This window comes from Nonomuraea sp. NPDC051191, from assembly GCF_044455665.1.
GTDB lineage: Bacteria > Actinomycetota > Actinomycetes > Streptosporangiales > Streptosporangiaceae > Nonomuraea.
The window spans coordinates 149,066-164,369 of sequence record NZ_JBITEZ010000002.1; the positions used below are offsets into that span (position 1 = coordinate 149,066).

General features: G+C 74.0%; 13 protein-coding genes. 8 read left to right on the forward strand and 5 right to left on the reverse strand.

The features are described from left to right. Window positions 1-38: 38 nt before the first annotated feature. The gene (locus ACIA8R_RS05270; protein WP_397036693.1) at window positions 39-776 is read right to left on the reverse strand and encodes a hypothetical protein; all 738 of its coding nucleotides are present in this window, start codon (window positions 774-776) and stop codon (window positions 39-41) included. Window positions 777-1,098: 322 nt separating this feature from the next. On the opposite strand from ACIA8R_RS05270, the gene ACIA8R_RS05275 reads away from it, so the two are divergent. Then, window positions 1,099-2,472, forward strand: coding sequence for an LCP family protein (locus ACIA8R_RS05275; protein ID WP_397036695.1), 1,374 nt, complete (start codon window positions 1,099-1,101; stop codon window positions 2,470-2,472). A gap of 10 nt (window positions 2,473-2,482) precedes the next feature. Here the strand turns inward: ACIA8R_RS05275 and ACIA8R_RS05280 are convergent, their stop codons facing one another. Next, on the reverse strand, window positions 2,483-2,776 hold the full coding sequence (locus ACIA8R_RS05280) for a helix-turn-helix domain-containing protein (RefSeq protein ID WP_364090032.1): 294 nt from the start codon (window positions 2,774-2,776) through the stop codon (window positions 2,483-2,485). A gap of 92 nt (window positions 2,777-2,868) precedes the next feature. On the opposite strand from ACIA8R_RS05280, the gene ACIA8R_RS05285 reads away from it, so the two are divergent. The 7 genes from ACIA8R_RS05285 to ACIA8R_RS05315 all read left to right on the forward strand — a co-directional run bounded on the left by ACIA8R_RS05285 (window position 2,869) and on the right by ACIA8R_RS05315 (window position 12,098). Next, window positions 2,869-4,296: an FAD-dependent monooxygenase gene (locus ACIA8R_RS05285; protein WP_364090029.1), complete on the forward strand. Its 1,428-nt coding sequence runs from the start codon at window positions 2,869-2,871 to the stop codon at window positions 4,294-4,296. A 157-nt stretch (window positions 4,297-4,453) separates the two neighbouring features. Beyond that, window positions 4,454-5,509: a hypothetical protein gene (locus ACIA8R_RS05290; protein WP_397036698.1), complete on the forward strand. Its 1,056-nt coding sequence runs from the start codon at window positions 4,454-4,456 to the stop codon at window positions 5,507-5,509. Window positions 5,510-5,635: 126 nt separating this feature from the next. Then, window positions 5,636-6,637: a LacI family DNA-binding transcriptional regulator gene (locus ACIA8R_RS05295; RefSeq protein WP_364090023.1), complete on the forward strand. Its 1,002-nt coding sequence runs from the start codon at window positions 5,636-5,638 to the stop codon at window positions 6,635-6,637. Further along, a complete protein-coding gene (locus ACIA8R_RS05300) occupies window positions 6,634-7,407 on the forward strand; it encodes a sugar phosphate isomerase/epimerase family protein (protein ID WP_397036700.1) in 774 nt (257 codons plus the stop codon). The genes ACIA8R_RS05295 and ACIA8R_RS05300 overlap by 4 nt, the downstream gene beginning before the upstream one ends. 8 nt (window positions 7,408-7,415) lie before the next feature. Continuing rightward, entirely contained in the window at window positions 7,416-8,333 is a 918-nt protein-coding gene (locus tag ACIA8R_RS05305; RefSeq protein WP_364090017.1) for an alkaline phosphatase family protein, read from the forward strand. A gap of 35 nt (window positions 8,334-8,368) precedes the next feature. After that, window positions 8,369-10,939, forward strand: a complete 2,571-nt coding sequence (locus tag ACIA8R_RS05310) for a PEP/pyruvate-binding domain-containing protein (protein WP_397036703.1) — start codon at window positions 8,369-8,371, stop codon at window positions 10,937-10,939. Between the two features lie 115 nt (window positions 10,940-11,054). Then, on the forward strand, window positions 11,055-12,098 hold the full coding sequence (locus ACIA8R_RS05315) for a hypothetical protein (protein ID WP_364090011.1): 1,044 nt from the start codon (window positions 11,055-11,057) through the stop codon (window positions 12,096-12,098). Here the strand turns inward: ACIA8R_RS05315 and ACIA8R_RS05320 are convergent. Genes ACIA8R_RS05320 through ACIA8R_RS05330 form a run of 3 tightly spaced genes read right to left on the reverse strand, consistent with a single transcriptional unit; the run spans window position 12,095 to window position 15,254 of the window. Then, complete coding sequence (locus ACIA8R_RS05320) at window positions 12,095-12,955, reverse strand: sugar phosphate isomerase/epimerase family protein (RefSeq protein WP_364090008.1); 861 nt, start codon at window positions 12,953-12,955, stop codon at window positions 12,095-12,097. The two genes, ACIA8R_RS05315 and ACIA8R_RS05320, sit on opposite strands and share 4 nt — an antisense overlap. Then, window positions 12,952-14,112, reverse strand: a complete 1,161-nt coding sequence (locus ACIA8R_RS05325; RefSeq protein WP_364090005.1) for a DUF993 family protein — start codon at window positions 14,110-14,112, stop codon at window positions 12,952-12,954. Before ACIA8R_RS05325 ends, ACIA8R_RS05320 begins: the two co-directional genes overlap by 4 nt. Then, window positions 14,109-15,254, reverse strand: a complete 1,146-nt coding sequence (locus ACIA8R_RS05330; protein ID WP_364090002.1) for a Gfo/Idh/MocA family oxidoreductase — start codon at window positions 15,252-15,254, stop codon at window positions 14,109-14,111. Before ACIA8R_RS05330 ends, ACIA8R_RS05325 begins: the two co-directional genes overlap by 4 nt. Window positions 15,255-15,304 lie beyond the last annotated feature (50 nt).

Below are 15,304 nucleotides of genomic sequence, written 5' to 3' on the forward strand. Positions count from 1 at the left end.
TTCGCTCCTCGTTCTTGGATGGGGTTCCGCGGCCTATGCTACTCGTCGGTAACCACCCCGCAGACGAGGGCGGCGGTCAGCAGCGCGTAAATGATCGGCATGGGCGGCTCCCAGAGATGGGCGCGGGCTCCGAGCAGGGCGGCGACCGCCACGGCCGCGCCCGTCCAGAGCGCCGCGCCCCCTCGTGGACGCGCGCCCCGGCCGGGATCCCACGGATCGCCAGGTGATCCTCCCGGACGGCCGGCGCGCGCCATTATCCCCAGGGCGTCCCGTGCCCACCAGATGAGGAACGACACCCCGGCGGCCGACCCGATCACCATGGCGGCCTCGACGGCCCAGCTCAGGGCGTCGGCGAAGGCGTACAGGGCGGACGCCCTGAACTGGCCGGGGCAGGTGCCGCCGAGCAGCAGCAGCACCGCCCAGCCGCACGCGACGCCGAGCCGGCTCAGCGGACGCCGCCGGGCCGAGGGCGGCACGGCGAACAGCTCGCGCTCGCGACGGCGCACCACGCGCGCCCGCGCGCCCCAGACGAGCTGGGTGGCCGCCAGGACGGGCAGCGCGGTCGCGAGCACCGCCAGCGACAACACGGCGAGCGGTAACGTCTGCTCTCTGGTCGGCGCCCGGTCGGCCAGCACCTGGGCCGTGGTCAGCAGCGCGATCGAGCCGGTGAGCGCGACGAAGACGGCTCGGCGGGCGGTCCTGGCCCGGGCGCGCAGCCCGGTCAACGCCTCGGCGCCTGGAGGGGGCGCCATCTCGGTCAGAAGCATGAACGTCATGATGGCGTCACGGACCGTAGTGACGCCCCGGGTTTGTGCGCTTCACATGGAGCCCTCGCCGGACGCGTCCCCAGGAGTCTGGCATCGGGTGAAATCCGCGACATTCCGTATAAGTGGAGGAATGTCAGTATGCTGCGCGTCACACCAAAGGGGGCCGCGTTCCGCGAGGGGCGCGCGGGGTGCGTCCTGTGCGGGCGCGCGTAGAGGGGGGCGCGTGAGCGAGGGCCGGAGAGTGGCGGAACGGCCGCAGCGCAGTCCCCATCGCCGCCCGGACCGGCCTCCGGGGCGCACGCGGCGCATCACCCCGCTGGCGTGGACGAGCATGGTGCTGACCTTCGTACTGGTCGCGGTCACGCTGGGCGGGTACGCGTACTACCGCAGCATCGACGGCGACATCCCGCGCGTCGCCGTGGACCCCGGATCGACGCGGCCGCCGGAGACCGGCGCGCTCAACGTGCTGCTCGTCGGCTCCGACTCGCGCGAGGGCGACAACAAGAAGTACGGCGCGAAGTCGCAGGGCCTCGGTGAGCGCACCGACACGATCATGGTCCTGCACATCTCCCCCGACCGCGACAAGGCCACCATGATCAGCTTCCCCCGGGACACCATGGTCATGATCCCGCAGTGCCAGAGCCGCACCGGCGCGACGCTGGCGGGCGGCCTGCGCCAGATCAACTCCGCCTTCAACGACGGCGGCATCAACTGCACGGTCCGGACGATCGAATCGCTCACCAACATCAAGATCAACCACATCGCGAAGGTGGACTTCACCGGCTTCAAGGGCATCGTCGACGCCATCGGCGGCATCGAGATCTGCCTGCCCAAGGCGGTCAACGACCCCAAGGCCAAGCTCCAGCTCAGCGCGGGCAAGCACGTGGTCCGCGGCGAGCAGGCGCTCGCGTACGTGCGCACCCGCTACTCCCTCGGCGACGGCAGCGACCTCGGCCGGATCCAGCGCCAGCAGGTCTTCCTCACCAAGGTGCTAGACAAGATCACCAACGGCGGGTTGCTCACCGACCCCGGCAAGCTCAACGCGTTCCTCAGGGCCGGGGCCAAGGCCGTCACCCTGGACGACAAGCTCACGCTGGACCGGATGGTGGAGATCGCGGGCAGCGTCAAGGGGCTGACCGCCAAGGAGCTCAAGGGCATCACCGTGCCCGTGGAGGCGTACCCGGCCGACAAGAACCGGGTGCAGCTCAGGCAGCCGGACGCCCGCAACTTCTTCGAGGCCGTCCGCTCGGACACCGAGGTGAGCCCGCCCTCGACCGTCGCCACCAAGCCGAAGGTCGAGAACGGGCGGGTGCGCGTCCAGGTGCTCAACGGCACGACGGAGGTCGGCAAGGCCGGTCAGGTGGCCGACGAGCTGGCCGACCAGGGCTTCGTCGTCGTCCAGGTCGGCAACGCCGCGCCGGTTCCCACCACGTCGATCCGGTACGCCAAGAAGGACGCCGACAACGGGATCGCCTACGGGGACGCGGTGGCCGCCCGGCTGTCGAAGGACAAGCGCACGCCGGTGGCGGGCAAGGTCGCCCCGGTGAACCCGAAGCCGTACCCGGCCAAGGTCGCCCAGATGCCCGACGGGCCGATCGTGCAACTCGTCATCGGGGCCGACTGGCCCGGCGTGCGGGTGGTGTCGCCGATCCCGGGCTCGCTCAAGGACAAGGTGGTCGACTCCACCACGAACCCCTGCCTGTGAGGGCGGCGGGCTAGAGGTTCTCGGCCACGAGCAGGTCGACCAGGCCGGGGAAGCGGGCGTCGAGGTCGTCGCGGCGCAGCCGGATGAACAGCTTGCGGCCCTCCGGGCGCTGGCAGATGACGCCGGCCTCGCGCAGCACCCGCCAGTGGGCGGTCAGCGTCGACTTCGGCACGTCCTCGACGACCTCGCCGCAGAACAGCTCGTCCCCCGAGGCCAGCGCGCGCACGATCTGGGCGCGTACGGGGTGGCCGAGCGCGGCGAGCACCTCCACCAACTGGATCTGGTCACGCGACGGGTGCAGCATGCGGCCATTGTACGGACAACGCGAACGATGATTTGACGGGCATTGTTCGTATGTACGAAGATTACGTACTCAATCGGTCCGAGGAGGGTGTCGTGTTCGATGTCGCCGTGGTGGGTGGCGGGCCCGTGGGCATGTTGCTCGCCGCCGAGCTGGGCCTTCAGGGGGTACGTCCGCTCGTGCTCGAACGGCTCCCCGCGCCGACCGGCCAGTCCAAGGCCGGGACGCTGCACGCGGGCATCGCCCAGAGCCTCGACCGGCGCGGGCTGCTGGAGGCGGTGGGCCGCACCACGTACGGGAGCGTGAGCTTCCACTTCTCCGGCATGTTCGGGCTCGACCTCGGGGCGGTGTCGGACGGCGGGCCGACCATCGTGGGCAGTCCGCAGGCATGGGCCGAGCAGGTGTTCGCCCGCCGCGCGGCGGCCCTGGGCGCGGAGATCAGGCGCGGCCAGGACGTCACCGGTCTGGAGCAGCGGGACGACCACGTCGTGCTGACCGTGAACGGCCGCGAGCTGGCCGCCCGGTACGTCGTCGGCGCCGACGGCGCGCGCAGCGTGGTGCGCAAGGCCGCCGGCATCCCGTTCACCGGCACCGGGGCCCGCGTCGCCGCGCTCATGGGCGACGTACGGCTGCTCGACCCGTACACGGTGCCGCCGGGTTACACGCGGACGCCGCGCGGCTGGATCATCGTCTGGCTCGACCCCGCCGGGCACAGTCGCGTCACCACCTACGACTTCCGCGCCCCGCACGCCGACCGCGAGGCCCCCGTCGCCCTGGAGGAGCTCCAGGAGGCGGCCGAGCACATCCTCGGCGTCCCGGTCCCGATGGCCGGCGCGCGCAACCTGTCCCGGTACGGCGACGCCGCCCTTCAGGCCGAGACCTACCGTGCGGGCCGCGTCCTGCTGGCCGGGGACGCGGCGCACGTGCACTTCCCGTGGGGCGGGCAAGGGCTCAACACCGGCCTGGGGGACGCGTTCAACCTGGGCTGGAAGCTGGCCGCCGAGGTGCGCGGCGACGCCCCGGCCGGGCTGCTCGACAGCTACCACGCCGAGCGGCACCCGGTCGGGGCGCGGGTGTTGTGGAACGTACGGGCCCAGAGCGCGCTGGCCGACCCCGACCCGGCCGTCGACCCGCTGCGTGAGCTGTTCGCCGAGCTGATGCGGTTCGACCAGGTCAACGAGTACCTGAGCGGGATGATCAGCGGGCTCGACACGGTCTACGACGTGGGCGTGCCCGGGGCCGGGCGGATGGCGCCCGACCTGCCGGTCAAGACGGCCGACGGCGTCGTGCGCACGGTGGAGCTGCTGCGCGGCGGCCGGGCGCTGCTGCTGGACCTCGCCGGGCGCGACGACCTGGTGGCGGCGGCCGCCCCGTGGGCGGACCGGCTGGAGATCGTACGGGGGAGCGCGGAGCACGACGCCGAGGCGCTGCTCGTGCGGCCCGACGGGTATACGGCCTGGACGTCGGGGGTGCCGGGGCGTCCGCTGGAGGCGGCGCTGGCCCGGTGGCTGGGGCCTGTGTGACGGAGAGTAACTTTAGGGAAACATGTGAAATTTCCGGACAAGTCTGTTAAGAAAGGTCGCGGTCCGTATTCAAAGCTAGAGAGGGTCCATCGTGGCGCGCGACGAGAACGACAGGCCGTACGAGGATGGGCAGGGTAGTAAGTCGTTAAATCCGGAGATGACCGGAGACGTGCTGTCCCCCCGGTGGAGCACCGAGGACACCGACGAGCAGCCCGCCATCCAGGTCTCCGGCAACGAGACCTACATCCTGCCGCCCGGCCAGGCCGCGCAGTCCGTCGAGCCCCCGGCGACCCCGGCGACCCCGGCGACCCCGGCCGACGCGCCGCACGACGTCCTGGACGGTCCCAGCGGCCCGCACGACGTCCTCGACGGCGCGAGTGGCCCGCACGACGTGCTGAGCGGGCCGCACGAGGCCCTCAGCGGGCCGCACGAGACGCTGGCCGGGCCGCAGGAGACGCTGAGCGGGCCGCACGCCGTCCTCGGGGCGGACGCGCTCGACGCCGCCACCGGCGACCGTGCCGTCGACGACGACCTGCCCTACCTGCCGCTGGACCAGGGCTACAAGCCCGAGCGCGACGACGACGACGACGCGGGCGGGACGAGGCGCGGATTCCTCGGCTCGGGCTGGACCGACGACGCCGACGACCGCCGTGGCGCCGGCGAGCGCGAGGTGCGCCGGCGTACCCGGGTGCTGGTGCTGGCGGGCGTCGCGGTGGTGCTGGTCGGGGCCGGGGCGGGCTGGCTGCTCACCGGCACCTCTTCCGACGACCCCTGCGGGACCGCCCGCTGCGCGAGCGCGAGCGAGGTCAGCGCCCCGCCGCAGACCGCGCTGCCGGAGCAGACCGAGGAGGCCACCCCCGAGCCCGAGGTTACGGACACCGCCGAGCCGACCGTGTCCGAGACCGTAACCCCCACCCCCGTGGCCCGCCGCCCCCGTCCCACCCGCGAGCCCACGGCCCGGCCCACCACCTCCAGCCGCGAGCGCCGCCCGACGGCCACGCCCGACGACGACGCCACCCGCGGCACGCGCGACCACATGAACGAGACCTCCGACGGCGCCCCCGAGGACGCGGCCGAGGCGCCCGCCACCAAAGAGCCGGAGCGGCAGGAGACCGGCGCCCCCACGCAGGCGCCGCCCCCCACCCAGCAGGACCAGCCCGCGCCCGCGCCGAGCGAGAAGAAGGGCCTGTTCGACATCCTGTTCCCCTGGTAGCGGGACGCCTGTCGCGGCCCGCCCGAGCACGGTGCGCGGGTTCTGTCGCCGCCGGGGGCGGGCGTGCGAGGATGCGGAGCCAGGTCGCCGTCTGGCAGACTTGGAAACCGCTTTCCGGGAGGTCTCGTGGTCACGCTTGAGGACGTCGCCAAACAGGCGGGCGTCTCCCTCGCCACCGCCTCGCGGGTGCTCAACGGCAGCACCCGCCAGGTGGGCGCGACCCTGCGGGCCCGTGTCGAGCGGGCCGCCGACGAGCTGGGCTACCGCGCGAACATCGCCGCCCAGACGCTGGCCCGGGGGGCGAGCAACGTCATCGGCATCGTCGTCCACGACCTGACCGACCCCTACTTCGCGGCGCTGGCCGACGGCGCGATGCGGGCGGCCGCCACCGAGGGGCTGCTGGTCATGGTCGGCACCACCCATCGCGACCCCGAGCAGGAGATCGCCTACGTCGCCACCATGAACGCCCAGCGCGTGCGGGCCGTGCTGCTGGCCGGCTCGCGGGTCGCCGACCCCGTCGTGACCGGGCGGCTGCGCGAGGAGCTGGCCCGGTACCGGGAGGGCGGCGGGCGGGCCGCGTGCGTGGGGCAGGACCTGCTCGGCGTGGACACCGTCGCGCCCGCCAACCGGGCCGGGGCCGCGGCCCTGGCCCGCGCGCTGGCCGGGCTGGGCCACACCCGGTTCGCCGTGCTGGCCGGGCCGCCGCAGCTGGTGACCGCCGCCGACCGGTGCAAGGGGTTCGCCGAGGCGCTGCGGGGCCTGGGGCTGCCCGAGCCCGTCGTGGTCCACGGGGCGTTCGACCGCGACGGCGGGTACCGGGCCGCGACCGAGATCGGCGACGCCACCTGCGTGTTCGCGGTCAACGACGTGATGGCCGTGGGGGCGCTGGCCGCCTGCCGGGAACGCGGGATCCGGGTGCCGGAGGACGTCTCGGTGGCCGGGTTCGACGACATCGTCACGCTGCGTGATCACGTGCCCGCACTGACGACCGTGCGGCTGCCGCTGAAGGACATGGGGGCGCGCGCCCTGGAGCTCGCGCTCGGCGGCGCGGACGTCACCGCCGCGCCCGTGGTGGAGCACGTCGCGGGCGAGGTCGTGCTGCGGGAGAGCGTCAGGAGGATGGCGTGAGGCTGGCCGTCAGCACGCTGGGGATGCCGGGGGAGGGGCTGGAGCGGGCGGTGGAGATCGCCGCCGCGCACGGCTGTCAGGGGCTTGAGCTGCGGCTGCATCCGGACACCGGCGTCCATGCCGGGCTCGCCGCGCCGGAGCGGCGCGCGGTGCGGGAGCGGGTGGGGCGGGCGGGGCTGGAGATCGCCGCCCTGGCCGGATATGTCGGCATCTGCGAGCCGGGCCCGGACGGGCCGGTCGCCGACGCGCTCCTCGCCGACCTGCGGCTCGCCGCCGACCTGGGCGCGCCGGGCGTGCGGGTGTTCCCGCGCGGCGACGATCCGGCGGTGGGCGCCCGCAGGCTGAGGTCCGTCGCCGGTACGGCCGCCGCCCTCGGCGTGCGCGTCCTGGTCGAGACGCACGACGAGATGGCCACCGGGGCGGCCGTGGCCGCGCTGCTGGCCGAGGCGGGCCGGCCTGAGTCCACCGGCGCGCTGTGGGACCTGCTGCACCCCTGGCGGAACGGCGAACCCCCGGCCGCCACGCTCGCCGCGCTCGGTCCTTCGCTCGCCTACGTCCAGGTCAAGGACGCCGTCTCGGCTGCGGACACCACCCCGGTCCCGATGGGGACGGGCTCGGTCCCGCTGGAGGAGGCCGGCGACCTGCTGCGCGCGGCCGGGTACGCCGGGTGGGTCTCGCTGGAGTGGGAGCGCACGTGGTACCCGCAGGTGGCGCCGGTCGAGGAGATCCTGCCGGGCGCGGCCGACTGGGTGCGGCGGTTCACCGCTTAGATAGGGGAATGCCCCTTAACAAGAACAAAGTCCTCGTGGTCGGCATGGACGGCCTGCGCTTCGACCGGCTCGTCGCCCTCGCCCCGCCGGTCCTGTCGTCCTTGATGGCCTCCGGCGCGTACGGCACCAGCCGGCTCCCGTACGGCGAGGCGGCGGCGCCCAGGACGGAGTCGCCCGGCGAGGTCGTGCCGAAGAGCCCGGAGCCGCCGTCGGCGGGCCGCGTGATCAGGTCGCGGACGGACTCGGGCCCCGGCTGGTCGTCCATCGCCACGGGCACCTGGCCCGACAAACACGGCGTCGTAGACAACAGCTTCACCGACCCCCAGTTCACGAAATTTCCGGACTTTTTGAGTCGTGCGAAGAATGCCCGCCCCGACCTCACCACCGCCGCCTTCCTCTCCTGGGCGGCCCTGGGCGAGCACAACGCGTTCGGCCCCGCCATCGACCACCGCATGGTCCTGGACGGCTACGCCCTCACCTGGACCGCCGCCGACCGTCAGATCGCCGACGCGGCCGGGCGCCATCTCGCCGACACCGGCCCCGATCTCGCCTTCGTCTACCTCGGCGACACCGACGAGGTGGCCCACGCCCTCGGCCCCCACTGCCCCGAGTACGCCGCCGCCCTGCACGCCCAGGACGCCTACCTCGGCCGCCTGCTCGACGCCGTCCGCGCCCGTCCCGGGGAGAGCTGGACCGTCCTGGTCACCACCGACCACGGCCACGTGGACGAGGGCGGCCACGGCGGCACCTCGCCCGAGGAGCGCACGGTGTTCGTGATCGCCAACCGGCTGGGCGAGGACCTGGGCGGCCGCCCGCTCGACGAGCCCCGCCTGGTGGACGTCGGCCCGACCGCCCTGGCCCTGCTCGGCGTGCCGCTCGACCCGGCCTGGGAACTGGACGGGGAACCGCTGTTCAACAGTTGGTGAATTTATGGCAGACTCCGGGGAAGGGGGTGCCTTCAATGAGGACCACGCGTGACTTCTCCGAGATCGACGCCACGATGCTCGCCGAGGTGGGCGGAAAGGCCGCCAACCTCGGCGAGCTGACCCGGGCCGGCCTGCCCGTCCCGCCCGGCTGGGCCCTCACCACCGACGCCTACCGCCAGGTCGCCGCCGGGCTCGACCTCACCCCGGACGACGGGCTCGCCGCGCGGGCCAGGCGGCACCTGCTCCAGGCCCCGGTGCCCGGCCCGGTGCGCGAGGCGATCATGGCGGCCTACGCGCGGCTCGGCGCGGACGTCCCGGTGGCCGTGCGCTCCTCGGCCACGGCGGAGGACCTGCCGTTCGCCAGCTTCGCCGGCCAGCAGGACAGCTTTCTCAACGTGGTGGGCGCCGAGGCGGTGCTCGACGCCGTCCGCCGCTGCTGGGCCTCGCTGTGGACCGACCGGGCCGTGGCCTACCGGGAGTCCAACGGCATCGACCACGCCGCCGTCCGGCTCGCGGTGGTCGTCCAGGTGATGGTGGACGCGCGGGTGGCCGGAGTGATGTTCACCGCCAACCCGGTGACCGGCAGGCGGCGCGAGACCGTCCTCGACGCGAGCCCCGGTCTCGGCGAGGCGGTCGTCTCCGGTGCGGTCAACCCCGACCGCTTCGTCGTCTCCGGCGGCGAGGTGCGCGAGCGGCACGCGGGCGACAAGAGGCTGGCCGTCCGGCCGCTGCCCGGCGGCGGCGTCGAACGGGTCGAGACCGCCGCCGGCGGCCTGTGCCTGACCGACGCGCAGGTGCTCGCCCTGGCCGCACTCGGCGCGCGCGTAGAGGACCACTACGGCGCTCCTCAGGACACCGAATGGGCCATCGGCCCGGACGGCACGCTCTGGCTCACCCAGGCCAGGCCGATCACCACGCTCCACCCGGTGCCCGAGCCGGCCGGTCCCGGTCTGCGCGTGCACCTGTCGCTCAACGTCGCCCAGGGCGTGATGGGGCCGTTCACGCCGATGGGGGTGTCGGCGTTCAACCTGGTCAGCTCGGGGGCGGCGGGCGTGTTCGGGCACGCGCCCGCCGACCGGCTCGACGGGCCCGCGTTCCTGTCGGAGGCGGGGCAGCGCCTGTGGCTCGACCTGACCACGCCGCTGCGCAGCCGTACCGGCCGGGCCGTCCTGACGCGGATGATGCCCTTGGGGGAGGCGCGGGCCGCGGCCGTCGTGCGGGAGCTGGCCGACGACCCGCGGCTGTCGGTCGTCCAGAACTCGCGCCGCCCGTTCCTGCGCGGGCTGCGCCGCTTCGCACGCCGCGTCCACGCTCCGGCGCGCGTCCGCGACGCGCTGCTCAGCCCGGCCAGGGCGCTCGCCTACGCCGCCCGCGTCGGCGCGGAACTGGACGGACGGCTCGAACCGCCGCCCGGCGCCACCCCCGCACAGCGGCTCGACCACGCCGAACGCCTGCTCGGCGGCACGTTCCCGGCCATCGTCTCGATCATGCCGATCGTGATCACCGGCTACGCGCTGCTCGGCCTGGCCGCCCGGCTCTCCGGCACGCGGGTGGGCGACCTCCAGGACGTCCTGCGCGGCGTCCCGCACAACCCGACCACCGAGATGGACCTCGAACTGTGGGATCTGGCCACCCGCGTCGAGCCCGAGCCGTTCCGCGACCTGCCCGCGGCCGAGCTGGCCCGCCGCTACCAGGCCGGCGAGCTCCCGCCGCGGGCCCAGCAGGGCCTCGCCGCGTTCCTGGACAAGTACGGGCACCGCGGCGTGGCCGAGATCGACCTCGGCGTGCCCCGCTGGTCCGACGACCCCACCCACATCCTCGGCGTCCTGGCCAACTACCTGCGCATCGACGGCGACTCCGACCTCGCCCCCGCCGCGCTGTTCGCCAGGGGCGCGCGGGCCGCGCGGGAGGAGGTGGACCGGGTCGCCGCGCTGGCCGCGCGCAGGGGCCGGTGGCGGGGGCCCGTGGTGCGCTTCGCGCTCGGCCGCACCCGGGCCTACGCGGGGCTGCGCGAACTGCCCAAGTTCCACCTGGTCAGGGCCATCGCCACCGTCCGGGACAGCCTGCGCGCGGTCGGCGAGCACCTCGTCCGCGCCGGCGTCCTGGACGACGCCCTCGACGTGTACTTCCTGCGCCTGGAGGAGGCCAGGGCCGCCCTGACCGGCGGCGACCTGCGCGACCTCGTGCGCGAGCGGCGGGCGGCGTACGAGCGGGAGTCGCGCCGCAGGCACGTGCCCCGGATCATGCTCTCCGACGGCACCGAGCCCGAGGCCCTGGCCGGCCCCGCCCCCGAGGGCGCGCTGACCGGCACGGCGGCCTCGGCCGGCACGGTCACCGGCGTGGCCAGGGTGGTGCTCGACCCGACCGGCGCCCACCTGGAGCCGGGCGAGATCCTGGTCTGCCCCTCGACCGACCCCGGCTGGACCCCGCTGTTCCTCACGGCCGGCGGCCTGGTGATGGAGATGGGCGGCGCCATGTCGCACGGCGCCGTGGTGGCCCGCGAGTACGGCATCCCCGCCGTCGTCGGCGTGCCCGACGCCACCCGGCGGGTCACCACGGGCCAGAAGATCACCCTCGACGGGTCCGCGGGCACCGTGACCCTGTAGGCCGGCCGGGTGGTTGTCACCGCGGCGCCACCGGATCGTGGGCGGCGCCTGCCGTTAAGCCCGCGCCGCCGAGGGTAACCGGGGAGGGCATGACGTTCCCGGATGAGGCGGTCCCATGCTGGTCACAGAGCTGGTGCGCAGGGTAGGCACGACCCTTGCGCAGTCGCAAGGGCGCTTCCCCCTCTACGCCGACCCCGTGACGGGCGAATGGACCTGGTCCGAGGACGGGGACTGGTGCGGCGGCTTCTGGGGCGGCCTGCTGTCCCTGGCGGCCGTCGCCACCGGCGAGCCCGGATACGCCCGCGCGGCCGGCCAGGTCGCCGAGCGGCTGACGTCCCGCACCGACGCCCCCACCCTGCTGCGCGGCCTGCTGTTCTGGTACGGCGCCGCGCTCCCGGCCGTGCTCGCCGGCGACGAGGACCCGGGCGCCACGACCGCCGTGGCCGCCGCCCGGTCCCTGAGCATCGGCTTCGACCCGCTGGCCGGCCTGCTCCCACCCCAGGAGGACGACGTCCTCAAGTACGACTGGCCCCGGCCGGGCGCCTGCGTGGACGGCCTGCCCGGCACGGTCCCGCTGCTGGCCTTCGCCTGCGAACGCACCGGCGCCCGCGAGCTGCTGGTGATGGCCGAGTCCCACGCCCGCGCCAGCTACGCCATGTGCGTCCGCGAGGACGGCTCGGTCGCCCAGACCTCGGCCGGCGCGGTCAACGGCTCCTCGCCGGGCAGCACCTGGGCCCGCGCGCAGGCGTGGGCCATGCTGGGCCTGGCCCAGGCCGCCCACCTGTCGGCCGAGTTCATCGGGCCGGCCACCGAGGTCGCCGACTGGTACCTGGCCCACGTCCCGTCCGACCTGGTCTGCTACTGGGACTTCGACGACCCCGCCATCCCCGACGCGCCCCGCGACACCTCGGCCACCGCGATCGCCGCCGCCGCCCTGTCCAAGCTCGCGCCGCTGGCCAAGGACGGCTACCGCGAACACGCCGCCGACACCCTGGAGTCGCTGGCCCGCGACCACCTCAACGAGCACGGCGGCCTGGTGGACGGCTGCTACGACCGCCGCAAGGGCCTGGCCACCGGCAACGAGCTCATCTGGGGCGACTACTTCCTGCTCGAAGCCGCCCTCACCCTCGACGGCACGGTCGACCCCAGCCGCGTCTAGACCACCAGCTCGGCGTAGCGGGCCTTCATCGTGGCCAGCACCTCGTCCGGGTCGGCCGCCCAGACGTCGGCGTTGAAGATCTCGACCTCGATGTCGCCCGCGTAGCCGGCGGCCAGCACGGCCCGCGTGATCGGCGCGAAGTCGATCACCCCGTCGCCCATCATCCCCCGGCCGAGCAGCACGTCCGAGGGCAGGGGGTGCAGGTAGTCGCACACCTGGTACGACGCGATCCGCCGGCCAGCCCGCGCGACGTCCTCGAACAGCCTGGGGTCCCACCACACATGGAAGGTGTCCACCACCACCCCCACCTGCTCCTCCGGGTACGGCAGGCTCAGGTCGAGCGCCTGGCCCAGCGTGGACAGCACCGCCCGGTCCGGGCAGTAGACCGGATGCAGCGGCTCCAGTGCCAGCCGGACGCCGCGCTCACCGGCGTAGGGGGCCAGCACCGTCAGTGCCTCGGCCACCCGCTCGCGCGCACCGGCGACGTCCTTGGAGAAACCGGACGGCAGCGGCTCGCCCGGCCGCACCCCCGGCAGCCCGCCGACCACCATCACCAGGCACGCGGCGCCCAGCTCGGCCGCCTCGTCCACGGCCCGCCGGTTGTCGTCGAGCGCCCGGTCGAAGGCGCGCCGGCCCTCCTCGCCGGGCAGCCCGCCCGCCGTGAGGAAGCCGCCCCGGCACAGCGAGGACACCCGCAGCCCGGCCTCGCGCACCAGCTTGACGCTGCGCGCGAGCCCCTCCTCGGCCACCTTCTCGCGCCACAGCCCGATCGCCTCCAGGCCGTGCCGCGCGCAGCCGTCCACGGCTTCGGCGACCGACCAGCGCCGGGTCGTCCACTGGTTCAGCGACAGGCTCACAGGCCGTTCACCGCCAGCAGCGCCGTCATCCTGCGCACGGCCAGCTCCTGGTCGGCCAGCAGCCCGGCCCGGTCGGCCAGCCGGAACACCTCCGACAGGTGGCGCAGCGAGCGCGCCGACTGGGCGCCGTTCACCATGGCGAACGCGTCCTGGTGGCCGTTCAGCCAGGCCAGGAAGACGATGCCGGTCTTGTAGTGGTACGTCGGCGCCTCGAAGATCTTGCGTGACAGGGCGACCGTGGGGGCCAGGATCTCGTCGTAGCGGGCCAGGTGATGGGCCGCCTCCGCACCGGTGGCCGTCTCGGCCGCGTCCAGCTCGCGCAGGGCCGCGGCGGCGGCCGGGGCGATCGCGTCGAAGATGCCGAGCAGCGCGTGCGAGCCCGACCTGATGAGCGAGGGGTAGTTGAAGTCGTCGCCGGTGTAGAGGCGGACGCCCTCGGGGAGCGCGGCGCGCAGCCGTATCTCGTGCTGCTCGTCCAGCAGCGACACCTTCACGCCGTCCACCAGGGCGGCGTGGGCGTGGACCAGCTCCAGGAACGACTCCGTCGCGGCGTCCACGTCGCGCGCGCCCCAGTAGCCGGCGAGCTGCGGGTCGAACATCTCGCCCAGCCAGTGCAGGATGACCGGGCGGTCGGCCAGGCCGAGCACCTTGCCGTACACCTGGTGGTAGTCCCGCGGCCCCTCGGCCACCCCGGCGAGCTGCCGGGAGGCCATCACGATCACGCCCGCGCCGGCCGCCTGGACGGCCTCCACCTGCTCGGCGTACGCGGCGGTGATCGTGTGCAGGTCGGCGGCGCCGGGCGCGTGGTCGGTGCCCGCGCCGCAGGCCACCAGCGCCGCCGGGTCGCCGAAGGGGGAGGCCTCCTGGGCGCTGAGCCGGATCAGCTCCTTGGTCGCCGCCCAGTCCAGGCCCATGTTGCGCTGGGCGGTGTCCATGGCGTCGGCCACCCGCAGGCCGTGCGACCACAGGTGGCGGCGGAAGCGCAGCGTGGCGTCCCAGTCGACGGCGGCGGGGGAGCCCGGCGTGTTGTCGCCGAGCGGGTCGGCGACGACGTGCGCGGCCGCGTAGACGACCCTGCTCGTGGCCGGGGCGGCCGACACCGGCCAGGTCACCGGCTCGCGCAGCTCGTACGCGCCGCCCGGCAGGTCGATCCTCACAGCTGCGGCACCTCGATCCTGCGGCCCTCGGCGTTCGAGCGCAGGCCCAGCTCGGCGAGCTGCACGCCACGCGCGCCGGAGGCGAAGTCGTAGGGGAAGGGCGCGTCCTCCAGCACGTGCCGGACGAACGCCGTCCACTGGACCTTGAACCCGTTGTCGAACTCGGCGTTGTCCGGCACCTCCTGCCAGTCCTCGCGGAAGCGGGCCGTGGCCGGCAGGTCGGGGTTCCAGACCGGCTTGGGGGTGGCGGCCCGGTGCTGGAAGCGGCAGTTGCGCAGGCCCGCGACGGCGCTGCCGTGCGTGCCGTCCACCTGGAACTCGACCAGCTCGTCCCGGTTCACGCGGACCGTCCAGGAGGAGTTGATCTGAGCGATCACGTCCCCTTCGAGCTCGAAGATGCCGTACGCGGCGTCGTCCGCGGTGGCCTCGTACGCCCGGCCCTGCTCGTCCACCCGGGACGGGACGTGCGTGACGGCCTTGGCGTAGACCGACCGGACCCGGCCGAACAGGTTCTCCATCACATAGTGCCAGTGCGGGAACATGTCGAGCACGATGCCGCCGCCGTCCTGGGACCGGTAGTTCCAGGACGGGCGCTGCGCCTCCTGCCAGTCGCCCTCGAACACCCAGTAGCCGAACTCGCCGCGCACCGACAGGACGCGGCCGAAGAACCCGCCGTCGATCAGCCGCTTCAGCTTGAGCAGGCCCGGCAGGAACAGCTTGTCCTGCACGACGCCGTTCTTCACCCCCTTGGCCGTGGCGGCCTCGGCCAGCGCGACGGCCTCCTCCACAGACTCGGCCGTGGGCTTCTCGGCGTAGACGTGCTTGCCCGCCTCGATGGCCTTGAGCACGGCCTTGACGCGGGCGCTGGTGACCTGGGCGTCGAAGTAGATCAGGTTGTCGTCGTCGGCGAGGGCGGCGTCCAGGTCGGTGGTGTGGTCCGGGATCCCGTGGCGGTCCGCGATGTCGGCGATCCTGGCGGCGTTCCGGCCGACCAGCACCGGGCGCAGCCTGACGCGTTCGCCGTCGGAGAGCGTGACGCCGCCCTGCTCGTTGATGGCCAGCACGGAGCGGACGAGGTGCTGGCGATAGCCCATTCGTCCGGTGACGCCGTTCATCACGACGCCGATGGTGCGCACGCTCATGAGGATCCCTTCAGGCAACGGGGGAGGGGAAAGCGCTTTCCCGAAACGTA

What these genes read in the sequence shown, in the direction of transcription:
- ACIA8R_RS05270 (WP_397036693.1), bottom strand. Translation starts at nt 776, where the DNA reads ATGACGTTCATGCTTCTGACCGAGATGGCGCCCCCTCCAGGCGCCGAG.
- ACIA8R_RS05330 (WP_364090002.1), bottom strand. Translation starts at nt 15,254, where the DNA reads ATGAGCGTGCGCACCATCGGCGTCGTGATGAACGGCGTCACCGGACGA.
- ACIA8R_RS05305 (WP_364090017.1), top strand. Translation starts at nt 7,416, where the DNA reads ATGCCCCTTAACAAGAACAAAGTCCTCGTGGTCGGCATGGACGGCCTG.
- ACIA8R_RS05275 (WP_397036695.1), top strand. Translation starts at nt 1,099, where the DNA reads ATGGTGCTGACCTTCGTACTGGTCGCGGTCACGCTGGGCGGGTACGCG.
- ACIA8R_RS05310 (WP_397036703.1), top strand. Translation starts at nt 8,369, where the DNA reads ATGAGGACCACGCGTGACTTCTCCGAGATCGACGCCACGATGCTCGCC.
- ACIA8R_RS05280 (WP_364090032.1), bottom strand. Translation starts at nt 2,776, where the DNA reads ATGCTGCACCCGTCGCGTGACCAGATCCAGTTGGTGGAGGTGCTCGCC.
- ACIA8R_RS05290 (WP_397036698.1), top strand. Translation starts at nt 4,454, where the DNA reads ATGACCGGAGACGTGCTGTCCCCCCGGTGGAGCACCGAGGACACCGAC.
- ACIA8R_RS05315 (WP_364090011.1), top strand. Translation starts at nt 11,055, where the DNA reads ATGCTGGTCACAGAGCTGGTGCGCAGGGTAGGCACGACCCTTGCGCAG.